We start from the raw sequence: 25,944 nt of genomic DNA, 5'->3' as shown, positions 1-25,944 counted from the left end.
GATCAGTGCCCTGTGTTGGCGGACTTGCGGCGGCGCACCTGGGTGACGCGGGCGGCCAGCAGCGCGAACACGATCACGCCGACCAGCAGCAGCAACCAGATCATGTGCCGTTCCCACTTCGATTGCGGATTGCCATCCTGGGCAACGCGACTCCCGTAAGGATCCTGGCGGTCGAACTCGCGCACGGCATCACTGCCGTCGAGCACGGCGAGATCACCGCGCAGCAGCCGGAACGGTGCGCCGAATGACGGTGCCTGTGCGCCCAGGTCGCTGTACAGCACGCCGAGCTGGCCGCCGGAGGTGCCGACCTGCACCACCGCGGCGCGGTCCAGGCCGCTGACATCCAGCAGCGGCTGCGGCTTCCCGCCGATCAGCAGATGACCGTCCTTCAGGCCGGCCACATCGACACCCGATGGCGCCACACCGAATGCCAGCCACGGTACGCCCGGGCTGACCGCCGCACCGGCATCGACCACCTTCAGTTCCGACGCCTCCGGCGAGGCACCCACTGCACTGGCCACCGCAATCACCTTGCGCAGCGATGCCGGTGCATCCTGCAGCCACGTGGCCGGCACGAACACCTGGTTGCCGCGCGACAGCTGACTGCTGGCGCCGACGAAATCACTGCCCAGCGACCGCTTGGCCAGGGTCAGGTGGCTGCTGGGCAGGATCGAGACCGGATAGGCGGTGGCCGGATCGTGGCAATAAGGTCGTGCCGGCTGGCGCAGGAAGCTGACGCGGATCTCGTTGCGCGCCGACAGCGCGTAGGCCGGCACCTTGGCCACCAGCCGTTGCGGCTGGCCATTGGCCGACAGCACCTTGCCGCCCAGCAGGTAATCGTTGAAATGGATCGTGGCCACCGCGCCCTGCCCGGCGGCGTTGGGCGCCGCCGAGACATCGATCACCACTTCCTCGGGCAGGCGCCCATCGGCCGACAGCACGCCGAGGTCGAAGGTGGCACTGCGGTCCGCGCGGGTGACCACATCCATCGTGCCGGCGATGTTGCCGAGCCGGCTCAGCAGCACCTGGTCTCCGTCCAGCTTCGGTGTTCCCGCCGCGCTGACCTGCAGGCTGCGGCCCAACGCGTAGCTGCGCCACTGTTCGGCGAACAACCCGGCGACCTTGCCCGCCGCCGCCGGGTCGACCACCAGCGTCGGACGGCCAGCAACGGCGACCACGCTGACCGATGCGTTGGCCGTGGGCTTTTCCAGGCCACCCATATCGGTACCGCGCCACGCGGCGAAGGCAGCGCCCGCATCGGCACCCGTAGCCGCAACCTGTACGGCCAGCGCGTCCAGTGCCGCGCGTACGCCGGCCCGCAGCGCATCACTGCCGATCATCACGTCAGCGGCCAAGGGCCCGCTGTCACGCAGCGACAGCAGCGCGCCAACTTCGGCCAGATCCTTGATCACATGCGCACGCTCGCCCGTCGCCAGCGCAGCGTAGGCCGGCACGCCCTGCAGGCTGGCCGGGATGCTGATGCCGGTCAGGTCGACACTGTCACCGACCTTGGGTAGCGCCACCACCTGCACCTGCTTGCCACCGCCCTGCAACGCGGTACCGACGCGCCAGGCGGCGTCGTAGGCGGGCGCCTGCAGCGCCTTGCCATCCACCAGCAGGCGCACCTGCGGTGGCAGCGCGCCCCAGGCCTTGGCCACGGTGTCCACGGCCCGGCCATCGAAGCGGTAGCTGAAACGCGAGTCCGGCGACAGCCGCAACACGTTGGCCGGCGCGCTCTGGTCGGCACATTGGTAGTCGGAGACGATCGACCACCAGCCGACGCCGACCCGCACGAAGCCGTTCTGGCGAGGTTCGCCATCGATGGCCAGCAGCTGGCTGGCGTCGCCCTGCGCGTCGGTAATCGAGCGCGCGGCGATCGGATCGCCATCGACCGACCACAGGCCCGAGGTGCGCCCGGCGTGACCGCGCACATAACGCCCATCCAGCTGCAGCTGCGCATCGCGGGTGGCGACGCCGGCCGGCACCGGCAGGTAGACCTCGCGCTGGCTCTCCTGCCCGCTCAGCACCAGCGGTTGGCGGAAACCAAGTTCGCGCAGGGTCATCTGCCGGTTCACCGTGCTGTCGCCGCTCCATTCGGCGAACTGGCCGGCGACGTTGTCGGCGGCATGGGCAGTGCCGACCACGCCCGACAGGACGAACGCGGCGGCGGAAACAAACAGGGCAGAGCGGCCGGTCTGGGTCATGGCGTCACTTCATGCGGATGGGGGTGGGCGGCACCGCCGCTGCGGAGACCGGGCGAGAATTCGGGAAGCGGCGTGCCGCGCAGGGCAGCGACGATGCGGGCGCTGGCGCGGCCGTCCCCGTAGGGGCTGGCATCAGGATCGAAGCGGGTCGGCTGCGGTGGCTGGGCCAGTGCCGCATTGACCCCCTCGACGATGCGCGAGGGCGTGGTGCCGACCAGCGTCACCACTCCGGCCTCGACCGCCTCCGGGCGTTCGGTGACGTCGCGCATGACCAGCACTGGCTTGGCCAGCGCAGGCGCTTCTTCCTGCACGCCACCGGAGTCGGTGAGGATGACGTCCGCACGCTGCATCAGGCGCACGAAGCGCAGGTAATCCTGCGGTGGCACCAGGTGCACGTTGTCGAGATGGCCGAGGTGGGCGTTGACCGGTCCCTGCACGTTCGGGTTGAGGTGCACCGGGTACAGCACCTGCAGGTCCGGCCGCCGCGCCAGCTCAGCCAGCGCACGGCAGATGTCCTCGAAGCCCTGGCCGAAGCTCTCGCGGCGATGGCCGGTGACCAGCAGCAGGCGACGATCGGGGTCAAGCATGTGGAAGGGTTCGTCAGCCCGCGCACGCAGCGCCGGGTCGGCATCCAGCCGCTCTACGGTCTGCTGCAGGGCATCGATGACGGTATTGCCGGTGACCAGGATCTGCCCGCCCAGGTGTTCACCGGCCAGGTTGGCGCGCGAGCTGGGCGTGGGCGCGTACAGCTGGTGGCCGACCACATCGATCACCCGCCGGTTCATTTCCTCCGGCCACGGCCGGTTGATGTCGCCGGTGCGCAGGCCGGCCTCGACGTGACCGATCGGAATGCGGTGGTGGAACGCGGCCAGTGCGGCGGTCATCGCCGTGGTGGTATCGCCGTGCACCAGTACCCGGTCCGGGCGAACCTGCGTGTAGAGCGCGTCAAGCCGTTCGAACAGCTTGGAACACAGGCCATTGAGGGTCTGGTTAGGCACCATGACATCGAGGTCATGGTCGGCGGTGATCGCGAACAGCGACATCACCTGGTCCAGCATCGCCCGGTGCTGGCCGGTGATGCAGACCACCGATTCGATGTCCGCAGCCTCCGCCAAGGCCCTTACCAGCGGCCCCATCTTGATCGCTTCCGGTCGCGTGCCGAACACCGACAGGACCTTCATCGCAGCGCTCCGAAAGGCCGGCGCGAGGGAATGCCAGGAGCTGTAGCCACGTCTGGATCCTTTCGGCGTTCCCGTCCAACACCCGCAGGCAGGAGACGGTCACCTCATGAGGAAACTCCAAAATCGCGACGTACATCACATTCGAATGATGGTACGCGCGTCGTGGCATTGATCTTCATCGTTGGAAGATCAAGACGCAGTCAACGCCGCCCGTGGAACGGGCGACGTTGCGGTGGAACGCAGCAGTGGCGCGGCCTGCGGCCGCCTTACTCGTACTGGATGGTGAAGGTGGCCTGGCCGTTTGCGACACCTGCACCCACAGTGCCGGCCTGGGTCTGCACATAGCGGGCACGCAGCGGCAGCGCCATGACACTGGTACCCGGCACGGTGGTACCGACGTTGACGGTCTGGCCGAAACGCACTTCGCGCTCGGTGCTGCCATCACGCTGGACCATCTGGATGCCGATGCGGGTGGCACTGTTGGTGGCCGCGCTGAGCTTCAGCACGCCCGGCATGTTCGAGCTGTCCTGGTCGGCGTCGAGGCGGATGCCGATCTTGCTCTGGTAGGCAGCAACGTTGCTGCCCTGGCAGTTCAGGCGGATCTCGAAATCGCGATCTACAGCCTTGGAACCGACACCGGTGAACGTGGTGTTGGGCACGCTGCCGAAATCGACGGCAATGTTGCGACTGCCCGCCTGCACTTCGCAGGTCGGGCTGACCACGGTGGTGCCCGAGCCCTTGAAGGTGGAGGTCAACACCGGGCGACGGCTGCCATCACCATCAAAATAGTATGTAGTGAAACGACCGTTCGGCGCGATCACGCCGGAACCGGTCTGCGCGGCTGTCTTGATCAGCTGGATACGGAATCGACCGCCATTGAGATTGATCCTCGCCCCACCGTTGAATGGAATGCTGTGCGGATAGTAGGCCTGGATCGCCCCTGAATCGCGGAATAGCTTGATGCCAACGCCAGGGACATCGGTTTCATAGGTATTGGCAAAACCGGGCACCGGGCGCTGCTGCGCCGCGTTGACATACTCGCCGCGCGAGTAGCCGCCACTCCAATCACAGCTGGCCACGCTATCACGCTGAGTGATCGATTCACTGATCTCCTTGATCACGCCGCCGACCGGCGTGCTGGGCAGGATCACGATCTGGCCCATGTCCATGGTGACGTCCTGTGCGGTGAACCACGAAGAGTTCAGGCTGCACGCGGCGCTGGCTTGCTGGGCCAGCAGCACGCCGCCCAGCAATGCAAGGGCACTCAGCGCCTTGCGGCCACGGGAAGAAATCATCGGCATGCTGCCTCCAGCGGGATGAAGCCGGTCTTGGACGCATCGGCGCCCGCCGGAACCTGGTAATCGACCGTGCAGCGCTGGTCGGCGCCGGCGCCCCACTCCACCAGCAGGCTGCCCTGGTTCTTGTCACTGCGCACGTACAGGCGGCCGCCCTGGCTGACCATGCCCACCGGCTGGCCCTGCTCGTCCTTGACCTGCGCACCGAACGGCATGGTGCGGCCATCGGTGTTGCGCACCTGGATCAGCAGCGCGTTGCCCTTGCGGGTATCGAAGCGCAGGTAGCTGATGGCACCGGCGAACGGCGCGATCGACTGGCTGGTGCTTTCCAGCTCGACGTCGTGAGCCATGCCCTGCGGGTCGAGGGTGACGGTGTTGAGGCGGTACGGCGACACGTACGGGACCACCGCGTAGCCGCGGCCGTCGACGCGCAGGCCCGGGGCGTTGCTGACGATCGCATCGCGCGCCCGGTGCTTCGACCAGCACCATGGTGTCGCCACGCTGCGGGGTGAAGGTGAAACCGCCCGGATGCACGACCACGCTGCCATTGGCACCCACCGACGCCTGGCGGAAGTCACGCGAGTGGCTGTAGCTGGCGTTCAATGCGGAATAACGGCTGCGGTATTCGACGTTGCCGATCGCGGTGGTGCTGCCCTCGCGGGAATCGGACAGGGCCGCGCCATAGCTGAAGTTGTTGTCGACACCGGCCGAACCGGTGATGCCAACGCGGCTGTTGTCGTAGCCCCCGCGGTCGCGCACGCCAAGATCAGCACTGAATGACACAGGGTGGGTACCACGGCCCAGCGGCACACTCATCGACAGCAGGTACTGGGTATCCGAGCGACCGAGTACGCCCTCTTCGGTGCGCAGCGCCGAGAAACCGTAGTTCACCGAACGCCAGGCGTTGTTGTAGCCGACCTGGTACTGCTTGGAGGTGCCGGAACGGTCGTAGAAGTCACGCACCGAACCGGTCACGTACAGCGCGCCGCCACGACGGCCCAGCGGCTGGTTCAGCGTTACCTGGAACTGGCTGCGCTGACGGCCACGTGTGGTCGGATCGATGCCGCGCTTGTCCGAATCACGGCCATACAGCGCGTCCTGCAGGCTGTAGAAGCCTTCGGTCGAATAGCGGTAGGCGGCCAGGGTCAGATTGGTCCCGGTCTCGCCGATCATGTTGCTGTAGCTCAAGCGCACGCTGGCACCGGTGTGGTTGCCGTAGTGGTCGAACGTCGTACGTGCATGGGTGACGTCGGCGGCGAACGCGCCAACCGGCGTGGACAGGCCGACGCCGTACAGCAGCGACAGGTAGCCGTCGCTCAGTGCACTGCCGCCATACAGCGTCAGCTGGTTGCCGATACCGCGCTGGTAGGTGCCCTGCACCAGCCACGGCTCATCGGCCAGCAGCTTGTTGCGCACCTGGCCGGCGGTCAGCGAGTAACGCGACACGCCTTCGCGCAGCATCTGCGGCACCGAACCGAACGGCACCTTGAATTCGCGGCGGCGGCCATCGGCCTCGATCACGCTCACTTCCAGGTCGCCGCCGTAGCCGGTCGGGTACAGGTCGTCGATGACGAAGCTGCCCGGCGACACGGTGGAGGAGTAGATCAGCTGCTCGTTCTGGCGCACTTCGATGCGTGCGTTGGTCTCGGCGATGCCGCGCACGACCGGCGCGTAACCGCGCAGCGAATCGGGCAGCATGCGGTCGTCGCTGGCCAGGCTGGCACCGCGGTAACCGATCGAGTCGAACAGTTCACCGGTGGTGTAGGCCTCACCGATGGTAAGCATGCCGCGCACCTGCGGGATGCCGCGCTGCGCATAGGTGGCGATGCTCTGCCAATGGCGGCCATCGCCCTCGGACCAGGTCAGGTTCGAATCGTGGCGGAACTGCCAGCCACCCAGGTTCATGCCGGCGTTGAGGCCGAGGTAGGCACTGCGGTTGCGCTGGCCACCTTCGACACGGCTGTCGCTGTCGATGGCATTGAAGCTGTAGCCGACGAAGCCGGCATTGATGCCGCGGTCCCACAGCGCCGGGTTGACGTAGCCGCGTGCCTCACGACGCAGGAACACCTGCGGGATGCTCAGGTCGTAGCGCAGGTTGCCGCTGTCATAGACACCATAGGCATTGGCCATGCGCTGCTGAACCGGCACGCAGCTGGTCTTGTCGGTCGGCACGGACGGATCCTGCTGCAGCAGCACGGCTTCGCTGTCCACGCCCATTTCTTCCAGCATCGGCAGCGGCAGGCAGGCGTCGACACGGCCCTGCGCATCGGCCTTGAACTGCAGATCGCGACGGCCCTGCCAGGCACCGTTGACGTAGACGTCGACACGGTAGTTGCCGGCCACCATCGGGTTGCCGTTGCTGAAGGCCGCCAGATCGACCTGCTTGGCCTGGCCAGACAGGAAGCTGGAGTTGAACTGGGCCGATTCCGGTGCACGCGCATTGGCCGCACCACTCTGCGCCATCAGCGCCTGTTCGCCGAGATTGGCCGGGGCAGCCAGCGCCCATCCTGGGCAGGCCACGCCAGCAACCAACAGGCAAAGCGCCTGATGGATCGACAATGTCAATCTGTTTCCGATCACACTGACATTCCTTCAATTCGCCGCACAGCGGCGGTGGCGGGATGCGCAGGCCCAAGGCCGGCGCGGCGCGTTCAGCCCCCGGTGCTGCCGAGGCGGATGGTGTGTTCCACCCGGCCGCCGTAGTCGTTGATGGTGATGAAGCGGACCTGGTCGGTGCCCGCCGGTGCGGCGAACTCCAGGCTCTGCTTGGGCGCGACCATCGCGCCCTTGTCCTCGACGGCCTTTTCACTGCTGCCGGTCACGGCATGTACTTCGGCCAGAGTGACGTGGAAGGGGCTCGGGTTTTCCACCCGCAGACGGTCGCCCGTGCGGGTCCAGCGCAGCGCTGCGGGCGCGTCGTTGGCGACGCCCTTCAGGCCCTGCGGCCGGTAGAAAAGCTTCAGGCGCGAACGGAACGCGACCTGCAGGTAATTCTGTTCGCCGCTGTCGGCGTTGTCCGGGGACGGCGGAACATCCAGCACATTGAGCCAGAACACCGACTCACGGTCGGTCGGCAGCTGCGCGCCGGAGAAGATCAGTCGCAGCGCCTGGCTGCGGCCCGGCTCGACGCGCGATCGGCGGCGTCAGCACGAACGGGGCATCGCTGGTATCAGCGGTCTGGTTGGCGTCGCCGCTGTCGATCCAGGCCTGCACCAGCGCCGGCGAATCGCCCACGTTGTCGACCTGCACGGTGACTTCGCGCGCCTGCGCCGGATAGATCACTCGCGTGCCATTGACCACCACGCCGGCCAGAGCGTTCTGGCAGAAGGGCAGCGTGAACGCTGCCAGCAGCAGCGCCCGGGGAAAGAATGCTTTCATCGGAAGTACTACGCTCGAGGTATGTGGCCAGGGGCCGCGATGCACTGGCCGGCGCGTACGCCGGCCAGCGCGGGTACGACTACGATCAGTTGTAGATGATCGTGTACTTGACGCTGCTGGTGACGTCGCCCGGGGTGGCGGCGTTAGTGGCGTAGTACTCAGCGTAATAGTTCAGATTGGCCGAGCCGTCGGTGCCGACGGTGACCCACTGCGAGTTCTCCTGGGCCAGACCGAGGCCAGCCGCCTTGATCGGCAGGAACGTGTTGTTCGAGCCCAGCAGCTGCAGCTGCACGTTGGTGGCAGCGTTGGCCGAAGCCTGATTGACCAGGCGGCCGCTGTTGAAGTCAACAGTGGAACCCGGCTCGAAGTAGGTGGCGACGTTGCCGGCGCTGCACTTGCTCAGGTTGATGGCGAACGGGGTACGGCCCGCAACGGCACCGGCGGTGGCCAGGGTGTTCTTGGACACGGTCGGCAGGTTGACGGCGAAGTCCTTGCCGCCCGGGGTCGAGATGGTGCAGGTCTTGTCGGTCACCTTGCCGTTGAAGGTGATGGTGCCGTCGGCGGCGTTGGCGGCCAGCGGAGCGGCGGCCAGCATCAGAGCGGCGATGATATTGATCTTGTGCATTCGCTTTTACCTAACCCTACTGAAGAGATGAGAAGTAGAGGAGGAAGCAAGGAGCACTGCCGGGCTATCAAGACCCATCCTTGCGTCTCACCTGTGGCCGGACTCGGACATACCTTCCCCTGAATCCGTGACGCAAGTATAGGCACAACTGTGATGAAAGTCTCATTATTTTTCTGAACGCCAATTCATTGACGCCTCAAATGTGACGTGGTAGGCGGAATGAGAGCCCGGCGGGCGTAGGGGATTTGACGGCAAGGCGATCAGGTCACAAACGACCCTGCATGACGCTTCCCGTGGCGCGTTCGGCATGCGCGAAAACAGGCTTTTTTCAGGTGGAAATCGCCTTATTTGATGCGCATCACTCTTTCTTGGTGATGGCCCTAGCAGATTCGGATTTGTCCTATTAAAGACGGATCGAACCTGTCGCTAACTAGGACACACCGAACCAGAGAACGTGTCATGAGGAACTCCATTCTGCTGTGTGTGGCCCTGATGTCCGTCAGTGCGCTGGCCCAGGCCAGCAGCGGCAGCATCCGTTTCAGCGGCCGTATCGCCGAGCCGGGCTGCACGACGAACCTGTCCCAGGGTGAGCTGAGCCTGGCCGCCTGCCCGCCCTCGGCCAAGGGCTCGACGGTGGCCGTGACGGCGCTGGCCGATGGCCAGGCCGCGACGCTGCGCGACGGCAAGCGCCAGGGCCAGAAGCTGTCGGTGTCGGCCAGCGCGATGCGCGCCGGCGATATCGCCTTCTCCGAGCGTTACAGCGTGCAGGCTTCGAAGCAGCAGCCGCTGCAGGGCGCCTACCTGGTGGTGGTCGACTACCTGTAAGCCGGCGTGTTTACGCCGGCGGCAGCTCGAAGACCTGGCGCAGATAGGCCAGGTAGCCCGGGTCGTCGCACATGCTCTTGCCCGGCGAATCGCTGAGCTTGGCCACCGGCTGGCCGTTGCAGCGGACCATCTTGATGACGATGTTGAGCGGCGTTGGCCCCAGATCATTGGTCAGGTGGGTGCCGACGCCGAAGGCGACCTGGCAGCGACCACGGAAGTAGTCGTACAGGCGCATCACCTTGGCGATGTCGAGCCCATCGCTGAACACCAGCACCTTGCTGCGTGCATCCACCCGGCGCTGCTGGAAGTGCGCCAGCATGCGGTCGCCCCAGTCGAACGGATCGCCGGAGTCATGGCGGACGCCGTCGAACAGCTTGCAGAAGTACATGTCGAAGTCGCGCAGGAACGCATCCAGGCCGACCACGTCGGACAGCGCGATGCCGAGGTCGCCGCGATACTCGCGTGCCCACGACTCCAGTGCCGCCACCTGCGAATCGCGCAGGCGCGGGCCCAGCGCCTGGAACGCCTGCAGGTACTCATGGGCCATGGTGCCGTGCGGGGTCATGCCGTACAGGCGGGCGAAATGCACGTTGCTGGTGCCGACCAGCTGCGGCCCGAGGGCGTCGCGCAGCAACGGCAGCAGGCGGGCATGCCAGTCGCGCGAGTAGCGGCGGCGGCTGCCGTAGTCGGCGATGCGGCACTGCTCGAAGCCGGGGGTATCACGCAGCAGCGCGGCCTTGGCCTGCAGGCGGCGCTCGCCCTCGGCGAAGTCGGCGGTGGTGGTGTTGCGGAACCAGACTTCGTTGATGATCGCCAGCAGCGGCACTTCGAACAGAATGGTGTGCAGCCAGGGCCCGGTGATGTCCAGTTCGATCTCGCCGGGCACGGTCTTCGACGCGCGCAGCTGGATGTACTTGCGGTCGAGGTGGAACAGGCCGAGGAAATCGGCGAAGTCCGGCTTCACGAAGCGCAGGCCACGCATGTAGTCCAGCTCCGCGTCGCTGAAACGCAGGCTGCACAGGTGGTCGATCTCTTCGTCGATCTGGTCGATGTAATGGGCCAGGTCGATGCCGGGCGTGCGGCACTTGAACCGGTACTGCACCTGGGCGCCGGGGTGCTGGTGGAGCACCGCCTGCATCATGGTGAACTTGTACAGGTCGGTGTCGAGCAGGGACTGGATGATAGGCATGGGGCGGATTATGCGCCCGGCAGGGTGAACCGGGGTGCCTGCGGCCACACTCAGCTCACGGGAAACAACATTGGTAGATCCACGCCATGCGTGGATGCTCTTGCGGCGCTACAGCGCCTTGCGCAGCAGCTTCGGCACCAGCATCAGCGCGTGCGCCCAGATCGCGCCCCACACCGCTACCCGCACCGGCAGCGAACGCTGCCTGGCCTCGAACTTCTGGAAATAGCGCCACAGGCCCTTGTGCTTGTGCCATTCAACGAAGAACGGCCGCGAGCGGCTGGAGACGCCACGAACGTGGGTGACCTGCAGGTCATTGGCGATCGCCACCACTGCTCCGGCTTCGCGTGCACGCCGGCACAGGTCCAGGTCTTCGGCATGCAGACGATAGCCGGCGTCCCAACCTCCGATGCAGTTGAACAATGCACGCGGCATCATCAGCAGCGCACCGGACAGCGCCGGCACCCGCTGCAGCGCCTGCTGCGGGTCACGCGGCACCGCCAGCTTCGAGCCCTTGCCCGGCGAGCGCAGCATCATCAGGAAATCCGGGTCGCGGCGGCGCACGGCTTCGTCGGCATGGCCCTGCTCGTCCACCTGCTCGACACCGAGCAGGCAGTCGCCCAGTCCTTCCGCGCGGCTGCGCAGTGCGGCCAACGTCTCCGGTTCAACCATCAGGTCCGGGTTGATGAAGGCCAGCCATGGACTGTGCGAATCGGCCACGCCCTGGTTGTTGGCGGCGGCAAAGCCGGGATTGTCCGGATTGCCGACGAGACGCACGCGCGGGTCGTGGCTGGCATGGCGCTGCACGATATCCAGCGTGCCATCCATCGAGCCATTGTCGATCACCCGGATCTCGGCCACGTCCTGCGCCTGGCGCAGACGCGAGAGGCAGGCGTCGATGGTGCTGCCGCTCTGGTAGGTGACGACGATGGCGGCAATGGCAACATTCAAGCAGGAGGCTCCGGCGCGGAAGACGAGACGAACAGGTCACCCTGTTCCTTCGGCATTATCGCCTGCCGCATGCGCTGCTGCAGATCGGCACGCAGGCCATGCAGCGGATCGTGCATGAGGAAGTCAGCCAACCGTGGCACCCACCCCGGCCAGCGCGCGGCCAGGGCCTCGAGATCGCCATCACGGCTGACCGCCTCCCCTTCCCGGCTGACGAAGGCGGTCTCGCACAGCACGTTGCGCCATCCCAGGCCAGCCATGCGCAGGCTCAGGTCCACCAGTGCCGCGTTCCAGCCGGCGTAGCTGTCCACGTCCAGGCCGCCGGCGCGGCGACGCGCGTTGCCGCGCACCAGTACCGCGTGGGTGACCGCCGAGGGCAGCTCCGGATGCAGCACCGGCAGCGTGGCACAGGTGTGTGCCAGCAGCGCCGGGTCCTCCGGTTCCGGATTGATCTCGCCCAGCCGCGGCCATGCAGCGGTTTCGCCGGCATTGCACCACGGGGTTGCGGTGGCGATGGCGGCGTCGCGGGCGAAGGCATCCTGCAGCTGCTGCAGCCAGCCCGGCGCGGGCACGCTGTCCGGCGCCAGCACCGCCACGTCCATGCCCTCGCAGGCGCGCAGCATCTCATCCAGATGGGCGACCTCGCCCAACGGCCGCGCGCGGCGGGTGTATTCGGCCTGCAACGGCGTATGCGCCAACCAATGCTCCACCACCGCCTGCGCACGCGGGCCGGTCTGCGCGTCATCGGCCAGCCAGACCGCGGTTCCCGGCGCGGTGCCGGCATCCAGCGCGGCCAGGCAGCGGTCGAGCGCGGCATCGTCCACGCACAGCGGCAACAACACGATCGCCCCCATCCCGCCTCCGTGGTTGTCGGTAGCCACAGCCTAGCACTGGGAGGGTATCGGCCGGGTTGCACCCGGCGCCTGCAGAGGCCAGAGCCAGAGCCGAAGCAACAGCCGGAGCAAAAGCTGGGTTCCTGGGGGATGGCGGGGTGGGTCCGGTTGCGGGGGCCGCTGCAAGTCCCCCTCCGGGGCCCGGCCCAGCCGCTGGCGGCTGTGCGTTCGGGCGCTTGCGAAGCAATGCTTCGCAAGCAAAGCGCCCTCACCCATGTAAGCTCGGTCGCCGCTTGCTCGTGTGCGCAGTCCTGCGCACACGGCAAGACCGGGGTTGGGCGTCCTGCTCAACCCGCCCGAGGCATGCCTCGGGCCCATGCGGCTCACGCCCCCACAACCGGACCCACCCCGCCTTCGACAGATCTCTGCGATCTGCAGTAGATCCACGCCATGCGTGGATGAATCTCCATCGGAATCGAATATTTCGAATTGGAATCGAAAAGCATCCACGCATGGCGTGGATCCAGCGTGTCGACCAAGGTCGACACCTACCAACAGCCGCGGGAATCTGTCAGAGGCGGGGCGGTGTGGGTTGGCAGGACCGTTGGCGCCATGGATGGCGCCATCGAGCCCCCATGGAAGGGTTTACGGCGTGTCCTGACAACCCACACCGCCCCGCCATCCCCCAGAAACCCGCTGTTGCTGTTGCTGTTGCTGTTGCTGTTGCTGTTGCTCCAGCTCTGGCCTCTGCGGGTGCCGGGCGCAGCCCGGCCGTAACCCCTTACTTCTTTGCGCGCGGCTGGTTCAGCGGTTCCATCGCGCGGAAGCGCTGGCTGTACTCGTCGGTCAGGGTGCGTGCCTCCTGCCCGTTGCGCACGATGCTCGGCGTCAGCAGCACGATCACCTCCGAACGGCGGCTGGTGCGGCTCTTCTGCCCGAACAGTGCGCCCACCACCGGAATCCGGCTCAGGCCGGGGATGCCGCTGCTGCCATCGGTGCCCGTGTCGGTGATCAGGCCGGCCAGCATGATGGTGTCCCCGCTCTGCACCGCCGCTTCGGTCGACAGCTTCTTGGTGGAAATACGCGGGTTGCAGTTGCGCTCCGTCGGATTGCAATTGTCCGGCACGTTGGAGGCACTGCTCACTTCCTGCACGATGTCGAGGAACACGGTGCCATCACGGGTCACGCGCGGCCGCACCTTCAGGATCACGCCGGTGTCGATGTACTGCACCGAACTGTAGGTGCCGGCGCCGATACCGGTGTTCACCGTGGTGGTGTTGATCGGCACCTTGTCACCCACGTTGAGCGTGGCCTCGGCGTTGTTGCGCACGAACACCGAGGGGGTCTGCAGCAGGCGCACATCGGTGACCTTGTCCAGCGCGCTGACCACCGCCGCGCCATTGTGGCCGGTGAACGCCCAGCCAAGGCCTTCGCCACCGGTCGCGGCACCGGCAAAGCTGCTCCAGGAGCCGCCGGCGGCGGCCGGCAGGGTCACGCCGGCCAATGCGCCGGTCAGCGCGCCCGGCCACCGCGTTGTCGAAGAACCAGTTCACGCCGTACTTCAGGTCACCCTCCAGTGCGACCTCGGCCACCTGCGCTTCGATATGCACCTGCAGCGGCATCACGTCCAGCTTCTCGATCACTTCGCGGATCGAGCGCCAGGCCTGCGGGGTCGAGCGCACCAGCAGGGTGTTGGTTTCCTCCACCGCCGACACGCCCACGCGATCGCCTTCCACTTCCAGGCTGACGCTGACGTTGCCGGACTGGCGCTGCGGCAGGTTCATGCTGCCGTTGCCGGTGCCACTGGAGCCACTGCCCGGCGTCGAACCGAAATTGCTGCTGTTGTTGCTGTCCATGCCACGCTCACCGTCGCTGCCCAGCTGCGACGGCATTGCACCCGGTGCCAGCGAGGCCGGGCTGGAGCCGCCGCGATTGCCGCTGCTGGCGAAGGCTTCACTGAGGCGTTCGGCCAGATCCCGCGCCTTGATGTAGCGCAGCTCATAGGAGAACAGGCGGGCGCTGCCACCGGCGGTATCGATGCGGTCCAGCCACTGCTGGATCTGGTCCAGGTAACGCACCTGCGGGGTGATCACCAGCACCGCGTTGGCGTTTTCCAGCGGCAGGAAGCGGAACATGCCGGCGCTGGGCGTCTTGCTCTCCTCGCCGAACACCTTCTCCAGATCGGCGGCCACCTGCTCGGCCTTCCCCGACTGGATCGGGAACACGCCCACCGACATGCCCGACAGCCAGTCGACGTCGAAGATCTCGACAGTGCGCATGTAGTTTTCCAGCTCGGCGCGGGTACCGCCCAGGGTGATCACGTTGCGGCCGCTGTCGACGTTGACGATGGCGTTGGGGCGCGCGTACGGCTCCAGCACCTTCTTCATTTCAGTTGCGGAGATGAACTGCAGCGGGATCACCCGCACCTCGAAACCGCGTGCGCTGGCCGCCGGCGCCGTACTCGGTGCGACGGTGCCGGCCAATGCCTGATCGGCGGCGACGATGTTGTAGCGGCCGCCGCTGTAGACCATGCGGGCATTGTTCCAGCCCAGCACCATCTCCAGCAGGTTCAACGCCTGCGCCGGCGACACCGGCTTGGGCGTGGCCAGGGTGACTGTGCCCTGCACCCCCGGTGCGATCACGTAGTTCTGGCCCAGCATGTCACCGAGGATGGCCTTGACCACCGCATGCACCGATTCGCCTTCGAAATTGAAGGTTGCTTCACCGGTGCTGGCGCCATGCAGTGCCGGAGCCGGTGCGCGTGCTGCTTCGCGGTTGATCATGGTGCCGGTGCCACGGCGGATCACCGCCTGCGGAGCGCCCTGGGCGTCACGGGCAGCATCAGCGGCGACTTCGGCCGCCTGGCCGGCCTCGGCAGTGGGCGACAGATTGCCCTTGCGCTGCACATGCGGTGCGGACACGGTGCTGCAGCCGACCAGCAGCGCGAGGGCAAAGGACCAGGGAAGGAAACGCAGGCTCATGCATTCACTCTATCGGTTGGTGCCATCGCCCGGGGGCGGCGACGGTTGTTGCTGCTGTTGTTGTTGCTGCAGCTGGCGGCGACGGGCCTGGATGCGTTCGCGAATGGCCTGCATCTGCGCTTCGCTGGGGCCGTTGTTGTTGGCAGGCGGTGTGGCGGCCGCCGCAGCCGAGGATGCCGGCGCACTGCCAGCAGGCGACGGCGATGCGGTTGCCGCAGCCGGCGGCGGTGCCGGCGGAGCGCCTGCCGGGGGCGGCACAACGATCGCACCGGCCGGTGGCGCACCGTTGGCGCCGCGCAGCACGGTCGGCGGTTCCCCCCCCTGCCCGTTGAATACCGCCAGTTCCAGCACCTGGTTGCCACCGGGGCCGATCACGGTGGCCTGGCGCGGCTGCAGTGCGACCAGCTGCCAGCCGTCGACGGCTTCACCGTTGAGGCGCAGGCGCAGCGAGCGGTTCTGTTCGGTGGTGAAGGTGGCCATGCCGAAGTCGCCGGTCAGCAGCACGCCGGTCAGGCGCAGCGCGGCGCTGGCGGCGGGCTCGCTGCCGCCGAGCAGGTAGGGCTTCGGCCTGCGGTCCTCGGCGAACAGCGGTCGCTCGCCGATCGCGCTGTAGCTGTCGGCACTGGCCATGCGTTCTGCAACCAACGGCGGCAGCACCGGCAACGAAGGCACCGCATCGGCATCACCGTCCGCACCTGGCAGCTGGCTGCCCAGACCGAAGCCGGTGGCCAGCCAGACCGCTGCCGCCCAGCCGGCCAGTGCCAGCAGGAAGCCGGTGCGAAGGCTGATCTGCTCAAGCTTCATCGGCCACCTCCTGCCCTTCTTCCGGCGCAGCCGGTGCGGCGGCCGGTGCAGGTGTGGCCGAAGGCGGTTGCGGCGCCGCGCCCGGTTCGGCTGCAGGTGCCGGCGCAGCGCCATCGGCCGCAGCACCGGGCAGCAGGTAACCGGCCAGTTCGAACGACACGTCCAGGCCGAGCCCGGACTCGTTGGGCGACTGCTGGAAGCGCTGCGCGATCAGGTTGAGGTTGTCGACGAACAGGCGCGGGCTGCCGGTTTCCAGGCTGTGCAGCACCGTGGCCAGTTCGGCCACACCGCAACGCAGGCGCACCTGCATGGCCACGCGCACGAATTCGGCGTCACGGCGGTTGTCGGTCAGTGGCGTGCGGTTGCTGATGGTGCAGCTGCGGTTGCCCGGGCTGGCCATCGCCACCGCATCCTGCAGCTTCGCGCCCAGCGCAGCGGCCGCAGCTTCGGCGGTGGCTTCGCGCAGGAAGCCCGGCCGCTGCTGCAGTGCCTCGCGGGTGGCGCGCAGGCGCTGTTCGATCTGCGGCTGCTGCTGCAGCTGCGCCTGCACGCGCTGCTCGCGCTCGCGCAGGGCAGCCACGTCGGCGTCGATTTCGCGCAGTGGCTGGGTGAACCAGGGGTGCACCAGCAGCAGGTACGCCAGACCCAGCACTGCCAGCAGCAGCGCCAGTGCCAGCCAGCGGTCACGGCGTGCGCTTGGCATCGGCATCGGCCGCCTCCCGTGTCGGGGCCGCAGCCGGCAACGGCTGCAGTTCGGCGGTCATGGTGAAGCGGTCACGGCCACTGGCTGCGCCATCGGCCTGCAGTACGCCGGTCAGGTTGACCTTGCGCCACTGCGGTGCGTCCTGCAGCAGCTGCACCAGCTGCGAGGCCTCGCGGCTCAGGCCGATCAGCTGCAGGTTGTTGTTCTCGATGGCCAGCTTTTCCAGGTAAGTGCCCTCCGGCAGGCGCCGGGTCAGTTCATTCCAGATTTCCACCGTTCCGGCGCGCTGGCTGCGCTGCTTTTCCAGGAATGCGGCACCATCGATCAGCGCCTGCAGCTGCGCGTTCGCTGGCGACACCACGCGCACTGCGTGCACTGCGCTCGACCTGCGCACGCAGTTCGTCGGCGGCGGCGCGGCGGTTGTCGAGCAGCTGCAGGGCCGCCAGCACCAGCATCACCAGCGCGGCCACGGCCAGCAGCACATTCCAGCGCCGCGTCGGGTCTGCCCGCAGCTGGCGCTGCCCCGGTGGCAGCAGATTCACCTGCAGGGATTCACCCTCGGTGTCGATGGCATCGACACCGGCCAGTGCATCGGCCCATTCGCCTACGCTGGCCCGCCACGCCTCAAGCTGGCGCAGTGGCCAGGCGATCAGTTCGACCTGCAGCTGGCCCTCGGCGGCGCCCCCGAGTTCACGCACGTCATAGCTGACCTGGCTGGATTCGAACGGCGTCTGGCGGTCGATCTCGAAACCGACCACGGCGCGCAGCCGGTCGGCCGCAGCCGCAGGTAGGCGCAGATGACGACGCAGTACCTCGCTGGCCGGCAGCAGCCACACCCGCGGCAGGCTGCGCAGTCGCGGTTCCAGCACGCGGTCCAGTTCGGCCGGCGACAGCGGCCATGGCACGCTGGCAACTGCTTCGCGGCGTTCTCCGGCCTCTCGCCAGACCTGCAGCTGCTCACCCTGGCGCTGCAGCAGCAGGCGCGCCTGTGCCCAGCCCAGTGCCCACTGCCAACGTGCCGGCACCCAGGCCAGCAGCGATTGCCGCCACCAGCGCAGGAAACGGCCGGCGCCAGGGCCGATCCGGCCCTGCACCTGCCGCACACTGTCCTGCCATGCCGTCATCTTGCTGTCATTCCCTGCTCCCAGCGAAGCACTGTGTAGGACCGCCCGGGAACCCCGCCCGAGCCATTGCGTACCACTGCCTGCAACACCGACCGGCGTCCACTGCCGTCGGTTGCACGAGACTCGATACTATAGGTGCCGCTGCTGCTGGCAAGCGTTGTCGCACCGCCAGCGGTATCTGCGTCACGCTCCTGCTGTGCGCGCTGCGCCAGCACGGTATCCGCATCCAGGCCCAGTGCGGTCAGCACCGGCGCGCTGGCGAACTGGGGATCCGGGCGTGCCTGGCGGCTGTACAGGGTCAGGTGCGGCAGCATGGCCTTGTACAGCGGGCCGCGCATGCCCAGTACCCGCTGCAGTTCACCGAGCGTCTCGAAACGCTTGTTGCGTGGGCCATACGGCAACCCCGCCGCCGCATAGTCCGGGGCTTCGGCACCGCCGCCCGGCTGCAGCAGGCTGTCTTCATCACGCCAGTCGACAATGGCACCGGCCAGCTGCCGGGCTGCCCCTTCGTCTTCGCCGAGCGCCTTGAGGAACGCGGTCAGCAAGGTCACGTCGACCAGGTTCAGGTTGATCTTGCCGTTCTCGTCCAGCACCTTGATCTCGATGCTGGCGTCATCGAACTGCCAGCGGTAGGTTCGGCCATCAGCGCGCCAGGGCGCCCGCAGCGGATCGGCGGACAGGCGCAGCAGCGCGTACTCCAGGCCGGCGCGCGCCCGTTCCTGGCCGCGTGCATCGTCATCCAGCACCCGCTGCTGCAGATGCTCGACCCGTGCGCTCAGCGCGAACGCACCGACCAGCGCGGTCATCAATGCGATCAACCACAGCACCAGTACCAGTGCCGCACCGTGTTGCCGGTTCATCGCGCGCCTCCGCTGCCACCGTTGCGCGGCGCCACCACCAGCGTCGGCCAGGGCGCGCCCCTGGCCGGGACGATCTTGATCTCCACCAGCATCGGCAGGCGGCGGGTATCGTCCCAGCGCGGCATCCAGTCGCTCACCTGGCCGGTACTGGCATCGATGCCGCGATAGCGAAGTTGTACCGACTTCAGGTTTTCCACCAGCACTTCCGGCGGGCGCGGCGGGTTCTCGGCGATGCGCTCGCCTTCCTGCAGCAGCACCAGGTCCAGCAGCAAGCGCTGCTGGCCATCGCGGCCGTCCACCTGCAGCGCGTGCAGGTAGGGTCCGCCGCGGCCGAGGTAGCCCGGCAGATCGGCGGCGAACAACATGCGCTGCTCTTCGCCCTGGAAGAAGATCGGTTCGCGGGTGGGATCGGGTACTTCCAGCGGCGCGCGCAGCGCACCGGCCAGCTGCCGCCGCAACAGCGCCTGCACCGCGCGCATGCGCTCACTCTCGGCCGCGATCTGCTCGCCACGCTGACTGACCGCCATTGCCGAGCGGACGCTGGCGAACGCCAGCGCCAGGCCACCGGCCAGCAGCACCGTGGCCAGCATCACTTCAACCAGCGTGAAACCCGCGGCGCGGCGCTTCATCGCGCGCTCTCCAGGTCCGGCGGCAGCAGGCGCAGGCTGCGCCAGCGCAGCTGCTCGCGTTCGCTGTCGCCCCAACGCACCTGCAGCTGCAGTTCGGCCAGCCAGGGGGCACCGGCCGACTGTGACTGCACGGCGTTGCCGGCACGTGGCTCCACCCACGGCTGCACCTGCAGCTCCCAGTGGTAGCGTCCCTGTTCCCAGTCGCCCTGCTGGCTACCCACCTGCAGTGGCGTGGCGACACCGGTTTCGGCCAGCAGCGACTGCGCATGCAGTATCGCGCGCGTGCGCAGCTCGGCCTCGCGCACCTGCCTGGCACCACCGGACAGACTGCCCAGCAGCAGGGTCAGCGCCAGCCCGAGCAGGGCAAAGGCGATGATCACTTCCAGCAAGGTAAAGCCGCGAATGTGCCGCTTCATTGTGCCCGCCAGGGGCCGGAGCGGACCTCACCGGTCAGCCAGCCCACGTCGATGCGCCATTCGGCATCGTCACGCTGCAGCCGGATGCGGCCACCGCTGGAGCCACCATCGGGATGGAACTCGATCACGCCCTGCCCTGGCGCGGTGGCCAGCTGCGCGGCGCCTTCGAACTGCACCTGCAGCTGTGCCGGCACGTCACCATGGCGCTGGTTGGCGCCTTCCCAGCGCCGCTTTGCCGGTTCGATGACAAAGCGCTGCGGCTCGCCGCGGGCGATCGCCTGCGCGCGTACTACCCGCAGCTGGTTGGCGATGTCCTTGCCGGCGCTGCGCAGCTGCATGCCGGCGAAGCCGCGCGACAGGCCGGCGGCGGTAATCAGGCCGATCGCTGCGATCAGCGCGATCACCAGCAGCATTTCCAGCAGCGACAGGCCTGCTGCGCGCCTGCCGTGCAGGCGCGGGCGAGGCAGCCGGCGCGGCAGGAAATACGTCATGCAGGATTACGGCTGGTAGCGGATGTCGGCATCGACGCTGCTGCCGCCGGCCTTGCCATCCTTGCCGAGGCTGATCAGCTCGTACGGCTGGCCTTCGCCCGGCGCACGGTACTCCAGCGCGTGGCCCCACGGGTCGTTCAGGTCAGCCGGCTTGGCATACGGCCCCAGCCAGCCACCGACACCCGCCGGTGCGGTCACCAGATCGTTGAGCGAGCCGGGCAGCTTGCCGGTATCGATCTGGTAATTGTCGACCTTGGACGCAACGGTCTGCACCTGCGCCTTGGCGATGTTGGCCTTGCCGCGATCGGCGCCGCCCAGCACGCGGCTGGCGACCAGGGTCAGCACCGCACCGATCAGCACGATGACGATGATGATTTCCAGCAGGCTCATGCCCGACTGGTTGCGCGCGGCGGTGAAGGAAAGGCGGATCGGTCGACGGGAAGCAATCATGGTCGGTCCTTTCAGTTGCGGAGTGTCGGGGTTGCGTAGGGATCCATCGTCAACCGATGGCATTGGTCAGGTCGTACAGCGGTACCAGCACGGCAACGATCACCGCACCGACCACCGAGGCCAGCACCAGGGTGATCGCCGGCACCATCGCCGCCAGCAGGCGGTCGATGCGCCGGGCGCTGTCCTGTTCGAAGGTATCGGCGGCTTTCAGCAGCATGGTATCGAGTGCACCGGATTCCTCGCCGACCTGGATCATCTGCAGCGCCAGGCGCGGGAAACGCTTGCCGCGCGACAGCGCCAGCGACAGGCCGGTACCGTTCTTCACTTCATCCGCGGCGGCTTCCACATCGGCGGCCAGCGCGCGGTTGCCCAGCACGTTGCGGGCGATGCCCAAGGCACCCAGCAACGGCACGCCATTGCGCAGCAGGGTGCCCAGCGTGCGGGCCAGCCGCGCGGTTTCCAGTTCGCCGAGCAGGCGGCCGATGCCGCGACGCTGCAGCAGCCAGCCATCCAGCGCCAGCCGGAAGGCCGGTTGCCGCGCCTTGCGTTCGAAGAACAGCGCAAGTATCCCTGGCACCACCAGCAGCAACACCCACCAGTCGCGCACGAACAGGCCCAGCTGCAGCACCGCGTTGGTGAACCACGGCAGCGCCACATCCAGGCTTTCGTACATCTGCGCGAACTGCGGCACCACGTAGCCGAGCAGGAACAGCAGCGCGCCACCCACCACCACCAGCAGGATGGCCGGGTACACCAGCGCGTTGATCACCTTGCCCTGCAACGCGCGGCTGCGTTCGAGGTAGTCGGCCAGGCGCTGCAGGGTTTCGTGCAGGCTGCCGCCGGCTTCACCGGCCCGCACCATGTTCACGTACAGGCGCGAGAACAACCCATGCTGGCGCTCCAGTGCGGTCGACAGCGGCGCGCCACCGCGCACCACATCGCGGATGTCGGTGATCGCGCGGCGCGAGCGTTCGTCTTCGGGCAACCCGAGCAGGATCGACAGCGCGCGATCCAGCGGCTGGCCTGCACCGAGCAGTGTCGCCAGCTGCTGGGTGAACTGCAGCAATGCCGCACCCTGCAGCGGCCGTTGGCGGAACAGGTTGCGCCAGGTACTGCCACCGATCGCACCGCCATCGGCCAGCTGGGTCTCCATCGGCAGATGGCCCTGGTCCTGCAGGCGCGCGACCAGCTCGGCCTCGCTTGCCGCTTCCATCTGCCCGTCGAAGATCTCGCCGTGCGGATTCAGTGCCTTGTAACGGTAGGTCGGCATGTCAGCCCCGGCGTCCTGCGCGCATCAGCTTTCCTCGGTGACACGCAGCACTTCCTCGATGGTCGTCTGACCACTGAGGGCCTTGGACAGACCATCTTCGTACATCGTGCGCATACCGGCTTCGCGGGCAATGCGTTCGATCTCGCCCATGCCGTCGCGGCGCATCACCGCGCGCCGCAGCGCGTCGTTCATCACCAGGAATTCCATGATGGTGGTCCGGCCGAGGTAACCGGTCGGCGCCAGCGCGGAGGGCTTCGGGCGGTACAGGTGGATCGGTCCTTCCGGCTGCAGGCGGCGCAGCTCGAAGCGTTCGATCTCCTCCGGCGAGGCTTCATAGCGCTCGGCATGGGTCGGCTCCAGCCGACGCACCAGGCGCTGGGCCAGGATGCCGTTGATGGTGGAGGTAAGCAGGTAGTCTTCCACGCCCATGTCGAGCAGGCGGGTGATGCCGCCGGCTGCGTTGTTGGTATGCAGGGTGGACAGCACCAGGTGGCCGGTCAGCGCCGACTGGATCGCGATGCGCGCGGTTTCCAGGTCGCGCATTTCGCCGATCATGATGATGTCCGGGTCCTGGCGCACGATGCTGCGCAGGGCGTTGGCGAAGTCCAGGCCGATCTGCGGCTTGGCCTGGATCTGGTTGATGCCTTCGATCTGGTATTCCACCGGGTCTTCGACCGTGATGATCTTGACGTCGGCAGTGTTCAGCTGGCTCAGCGCGGTGTACAGCGTGGTGGTCTTGCCTGAACCGGTCGGGCCGGTCACCAGCAGGATGCCGTGCGGCTGTTCCAGCACCTTGCGGAACTGCGGCAGGAAGGCGTCAGTGAAACCGAGACGATGGAAATCGAACACCACCGTTTCGCGGTCCAGCAATCGCATCACCACGCTTTCGCCGTGCGCGGTCGGCACCGTGCTCACGCGCAGGTCCAGCTCCTTGCCCTGCACGCGCAGCATGATGCGGCCGTCCTGCGGCAGGCGGCGCTCGGCGATGTTGAGCCGGGCCATGATCTTGATGCGGCTGATCACCGCAGCAGTGAGGTTGGCCGGCGGGCTTTCGCCTTCCACCAGCACGCCATCGACGCGGTAACGCACCTTCAACCGGCTTTCGAACGGTTCGACATGGATGTCCGAAGCGCGCAGCTCCACTGCACGCTGGATCACCAGGTTGACCAGGCGGATCACCGGCGCTTCCGAGGCGAGGTCACGCAGATGCTCGATGTCATCGACCGCACCGCCCTCGCCATCGGCGGTTTCGACGATCGCGCCCATCGCGCTGCGGCCCTGGCCGAACCAGCGTTCGACCAGGTCATCAATTTCTGCGCGCATGCCCAGCACCGGTGTCACCGGTACACCCAGTGCCAGCTGCACGGCCTGCTGCGGATAAGGATCATGGGCATCGGCCAGCCACAGCCGGACCCCCTGTTCATCCAGCGCCAGCGGGCAGACATGGAACTGCTTGAGGAAGCGCAGCGACAACGGCAAGCCTTCCGCCAGCCCTTGTGGCGGTGCTTCCGGCAGCTGTTTGCCTTCCAGCAGCGGCAGCCCCAGCACTTCGGCGCTGGCCTGGGCCTGGTCACGCTCGGAGACCAGCCCCAGCCGCACCAGCAGGCCCAGCAGGCTGCCGCCGGCCTCTGCGTGCAGCGGCCGCGCACGTGCCAGATCGCCTTCCTTCAGCCGGCCGCGCGCCAGCAGCGCATCCAGGATGCGGCCTTCAGCGTCGTCGGCAGCGGCGGTAGCAGCAAGCGCGTTCACATGACTCTCCTGTCAATCGGCTCGACTTTAACAGTTAAGCCATGATTTCCGCCGCCCCTGCGCCACCTTTCGTAAAAAGACGAAGCCCGTCACATGGGATGACGGGCTTCGGCCATTCAACTACGACAGTTCAAGCTTACTGCGTGGCGAGAATGCTCACCCCGTTGTAGGCCGCTTCACCCACCACCTTGATGTAGTAGGTGGCCGCCACCGGCTTGGTCACCCGCACCGTCTCGGAGGTGCCCGGACGGGTCGACTTGGCGTCGTTGTCGCTGGCACTGGGCTCACGGCCTTCAGCCACGTAGACCGAAACGTTGCCGGTGCCACCGTAGGTGATCACGCTGAACTGCTTGCCGGCAGCCGCTTCGAAGCTGTAGAGCTTGCTGCTGCCGGCCGCACCGGACAGGCCACCGACGGCGGCCTTGTTGGTCAGCGGCGTGGCCACCGGCCCGCAGTTCTCGGTGCACGGTTCTTCCAGTGCCTTGGCCAGCGCGGCCTTGGCATCGAGGATGCCGGTACCGATCGGCGTGGCTGCCGGGATGGCGACCGGGAACGGACGTGCGGTTTCCTTCAGCAGGGTACGCATCGCGGCCGGGGTCAGCGGATCCTTGCCCTTGGCGATCAGTGCGCTCTGCACCAGTGCAGCAACGGCGGCCACATGCGGCGAGGCCATCGAGGTACCGCCCATGCCCATGTAGCCCGGCGTGCCCGATTCCGGCGTGGTCGCCGCATTGGAGCCGGTCTGCCAGATGTAGCCACCCGGGTTGCCGTCGACACTGCCGCCGCCACCCGGACCGGACAGGTCCACGCGGGTGCCGTAGTTGGAGTAGTAGGTGATGCCGCCGGTGATGCGCGTGGCACCCACGGTCACCACGCCTTCGCAGCTGGCCGGACGGTACTTGGATGCGTTGTCGGCTTCATTGCCCGCCGCGACCACCACCGTGGTGCCACGCGAGATCGCGCCGTTGATGGCGTCCTGGTAGGTGCTGCCGCAGGTACCGCTGCCGCCCAGGCTCATGTTGATGATCTCGGCCGGGTTGGTGTTGGCCGGGATGCCGGTCACCGTGCCACCCGATGCCCAGACCACCGCGTCGGCGATGTCGGACAGGTAGCCGCCGCACTTGCCCAGCACACGTACCGGCAGCACCTTGGCCTTGTAGGCGACACCGGCCATGCCGACGCCGTTGTTGGTCTGCTCGGCCACGGTGCCAGCGACGTGGGTGCCGTGCCAGGAACTGTCCTCGGCCAGCGAGCCGTCATAGCACTCGTTGTCGTTCTCGACCCAGTCACCGTAGTCCTGCGCACCCGGCACACGATCGTTGGTCGGGCGCCGCGAGGTCTCCGCATCGCTGATGAAGTCGTAACCCTCCAGCAGGTTGCCGACCAGGTCCGGATGCTGCGGCAGGATGCCGGTATCGATCACCGCCACCACGATGCCCTCACCCTGCGAGACATCCCATGCCGCCGGTGCGTTGATGCCGCCGACCGCATTGTGCAGATGCCACTGGTTCTGCTGGTAGAAGGGATCGTTCGGCACCAGCGCCGGCTGTACGTTGCCGGCACGCAGTTCGGTGCGGCGCAGCTTCACGTCGGCTTCGGCGTACTGCACCGACGGGTCGGCCTGCAGTTCCTTCAGCACACGCTGCAGTTCGGCCGGGGCCAGGCGGCCCTGCACGCGGATCAGGTCCGCACCGGTAGCGAGCTTGCGTACCACCTGCGGGCCGAGGGTACTGGCACGTGAGGTACCGCCGGACAGGCTGGCCCGGGTCAGCGCCGACTGCACGGTGGACAGCTTCGCCGAGCGGTCGGTGGCGGCGGCAGCGCCGGCCCGGTACTTGACGATGATGCGCTCGGTGCCCGGCTGGGCGGTGCTGGCCTGGCGCACCGGTTCGCGGGTCGGCAGGCCGGCGGCGTGGACGGCACCGACGGCCGTCATCGACAGCACGGCGGCGGCAAGCACATTGATGCGAAGGTTCTGCTTCTTGATCACGT

19 protein-coding genes and 4 pseudogenes are annotated in these 25,944 nt (G+C 67.4%); 1 reads left to right on the top strand and 22 read right to left on the bottom strand.

Translation table 11 applies throughout. The features are described 5' to 3' along the window. Window positions 1-2: 2 nt before the first annotated feature. The 7 genes and pseudogenes from ACZK2V_RS03410 to ACZK2V_RS03380 form a co-directional block, all read right to left on the bottom strand. On the bottom strand, window positions 3-2,204 hold the full coding sequence (locus ACZK2V_RS03410) for a membrane protein (protein WP_049462843.1): 2,202 nt from the start codon (window positions 2,202-2,204) through the stop codon (window positions 3-5). Further along, window positions 2,201-3,385, bottom strand: coding sequence for a non-hydrolyzing UDP-N-acetylglucosamine 2-epimerase (gene wecB, locus ACZK2V_RS03405; RefSeq protein ID WP_049462842.1), 1,185 nt, complete (start codon window positions 3,383-3,385; stop codon window positions 2,201-2,203). Before wecB ends, ACZK2V_RS03410 begins: the two co-directional genes overlap by 4 nt. A gap of 266 nt (window positions 3,386-3,651) precedes the next feature. Next, a complete protein-coding gene (locus ACZK2V_RS03400; RefSeq protein ID WP_049462841.1) occupies window positions 3,652-4,686 on the bottom strand; it encodes a fimbrial protein in 1,035 nt (344 codons plus the stop codon). Beyond that, the gene (locus ACZK2V_RS03395) at window positions 4,677-4,895 is read right to left on the bottom strand and encodes a FimD/PapC C-terminal domain-containing protein (RefSeq protein WP_486323303.1); all 219 of its coding nucleotides are present in this window, start codon (window positions 4,893-4,895) and stop codon (window positions 4,677-4,679) included. Before ACZK2V_RS03395 ends, ACZK2V_RS03400 begins: the two co-directional genes overlap by 10 nt. Before the next feature lie 117 nt (window positions 4,896-5,012). Then, a pseudogene (locus ACZK2V_RS03390) lies at window positions 5,013-7,143 on the bottom strand (fimbria/pilus outer membrane usher protein); the annotation flags it as partial. 188 nt (window positions 7,144-7,331) lie between these two features. After that, a pseudogene (locus ACZK2V_RS03385) lies at window positions 7,332-8,058 on the bottom strand (fimbrial biogenesis chaperone). 85 nt (window positions 8,059-8,143) lie between these two features. Then, a complete protein-coding gene (locus ACZK2V_RS03380) occupies window positions 8,144-8,683 on the bottom strand; it encodes a fimbrial protein (RefSeq protein ID WP_049462839.1) in 540 nt (179 codons plus the stop codon). Window positions 8,684-9,142: 459 nt separating this feature from the next. On the opposite strand from ACZK2V_RS03380, the gene ACZK2V_RS03375 reads away from it, so the two are divergent. Further along, window positions 9,143-9,508 (top strand): hypothetical protein, encoded by a 366-nt coding sequence (locus ACZK2V_RS03375; RefSeq protein ID WP_014645902.1) that lies wholly within the window; start codon window positions 9,143-9,145, stop codon window positions 9,506-9,508. Between the two features lie 10 nt (window positions 9,509-9,518). Here ACZK2V_RS03375 and pncB read toward each other — a convergent pair whose 3' ends face one another. From pncB to ACZK2V_RS03300, 15 genes and pseudogenes are all read right to left on the bottom strand, one after another. After that, window positions 9,519-10,697, bottom strand: coding sequence for a nicotinate phosphoribosyltransferase (gene pncB / locus ACZK2V_RS03370; protein ID WP_010482009.1), 1,179 nt, complete (start codon window positions 10,695-10,697; stop codon window positions 9,519-9,521). Window positions 10,698-10,805: 108 nt separating this feature from the next. Next, window positions 10,806-11,645 carry a glycosyltransferase family 2 protein gene (locus tag ACZK2V_RS03365; RefSeq protein WP_049462838.1) on the bottom strand — a complete coding sequence of 280 codons (840 nt, stop codon included), beginning with the start codon at window positions 11,643-11,645 and terminating at the stop codon, window positions 10,806-10,808. Next, window positions 11,642-12,496 (bottom strand): glycosyltransferase family 2 protein, encoded by an 855-nt coding sequence (locus ACZK2V_RS03360; RefSeq protein ID WP_049462837.1) that lies wholly within the window; start codon window positions 12,494-12,496, stop codon window positions 11,642-11,644. Before ACZK2V_RS03360 ends, ACZK2V_RS03365 begins: the two co-directional genes overlap by 4 nt. Before the next feature lie 760 nt (window positions 12,497-13,256). Beyond that, a pseudogene (gspD, locus tag ACZK2V_RS03355) lies at window positions 13,257-15,456 on the bottom strand (type II secretion system secretin GspD). A gap of 9 nt (window positions 15,457-15,465) precedes the next feature. Beyond that, the gene (locus tag ACZK2V_RS03350) at window positions 15,466-16,260 is read right to left on the bottom strand and encodes a hypothetical protein (RefSeq protein WP_049461667.1); all 795 of its coding nucleotides are present in this window, start codon (window positions 16,258-16,260) and stop codon (window positions 15,466-15,468) included. Beyond that, a complete protein-coding gene (gspM, locus tag ACZK2V_RS03345) occupies window positions 16,250-16,969 on the bottom strand; it encodes a type II secretion system protein GspM (RefSeq protein WP_032130127.1) in 720 nt (239 codons plus the stop codon). The genes ACZK2V_RS03350 and gspM overlap by 11 nt, the downstream gene beginning before the upstream one ends. Continuing rightward, window positions 16,944-18,087 (bottom strand): annotated as a pseudogene (locus tag ACZK2V_RS03340) (PilN domain-containing protein). The gene gspM and the pseudogene ACZK2V_RS03340 overlap by 26 nt, the downstream one beginning before the upstream one ends. Continuing rightward, window positions 18,084-18,947, bottom strand: a complete 864-nt coding sequence (locus ACZK2V_RS03335) for a type II secretion system minor pseudopilin (protein ID WP_049424963.1) — start codon at window positions 18,945-18,947, stop codon at window positions 18,084-18,086. Before ACZK2V_RS03335 ends, ACZK2V_RS03340 begins: the two are co-directional and overlap by 4 nt. Beyond that, a complete protein-coding gene (locus tag ACZK2V_RS03330; RefSeq protein WP_071228220.1) occupies window positions 18,944-19,576 on the bottom strand; it encodes a type II secretion system protein J in 633 nt (210 codons plus the stop codon). Before ACZK2V_RS03330 ends, ACZK2V_RS03335 begins: the two co-directional genes overlap by 4 nt. Continuing rightward, entirely contained in the window at window positions 19,573-19,992 is a 420-nt protein-coding gene (gene xpsI, locus ACZK2V_RS03325; RefSeq protein WP_049461664.1) for a type II secretion system protein XpsI, read from the bottom strand. The genes ACZK2V_RS03330 and xpsI overlap by 4 nt, the downstream gene beginning before the upstream one ends. Further along, window positions 19,989-20,483, bottom strand: a complete 495-nt coding sequence (gene xpsH / locus ACZK2V_RS03320; protein WP_032130132.1) for a type II secretion system protein XpsH — start codon at window positions 20,481-20,483, stop codon at window positions 19,989-19,991. The genes xpsI and xpsH overlap by 4 nt, the downstream gene beginning before the upstream one ends. A gap of 6 nt (window positions 20,484-20,489) precedes the next feature. Then, complete coding sequence (gene gspG, locus ACZK2V_RS03315; RefSeq protein WP_004142831.1) at window positions 20,490-20,933, bottom strand: type II secretion system major pseudopilin GspG; 444 nt, start codon at window positions 20,931-20,933, stop codon at window positions 20,490-20,492. Window positions 20,934-20,982: 49 nt separating this feature from the next. Then, the gene (gene xpsF / locus ACZK2V_RS03310; protein ID WP_032130133.1) at window positions 20,983-22,203 is read right to left on the bottom strand and encodes a type II secretion system protein XpsF; all 1,221 of its coding nucleotides are present in this window, start codon (window positions 22,201-22,203) and stop codon (window positions 20,983-20,985) included. Between the two features lie 24 nt (window positions 22,204-22,227). Further along, window positions 22,228-23,952, bottom strand: a complete 1,725-nt coding sequence (gene gspE / locus ACZK2V_RS03305) for a type II secretion system ATPase GspE (protein WP_049424954.1) — start codon at window positions 23,950-23,952, stop codon at window positions 22,228-22,230. A 136-nt stretch (window positions 23,953-24,088) separates the two neighbouring features. Continuing rightward, window positions 24,089-25,942 (bottom strand): S8 family peptidase, encoded by a 1,854-nt coding sequence (locus tag ACZK2V_RS03300; protein ID WP_049461663.1) that lies wholly within the window; start codon window positions 25,940-25,942, stop codon window positions 24,089-24,091. Between the last annotated feature and the right edge of the window lie 2 nt (window positions 25,943-25,944).

Source organism: Stenotrophomonas sp. 93052_Sma (genome assembly GCF_056481145.1).
The sequence above is the reverse complement of the archived record's forward strand: the minus strand, read 5'-3'. Positions and strand labels throughout refer to the sequence as shown.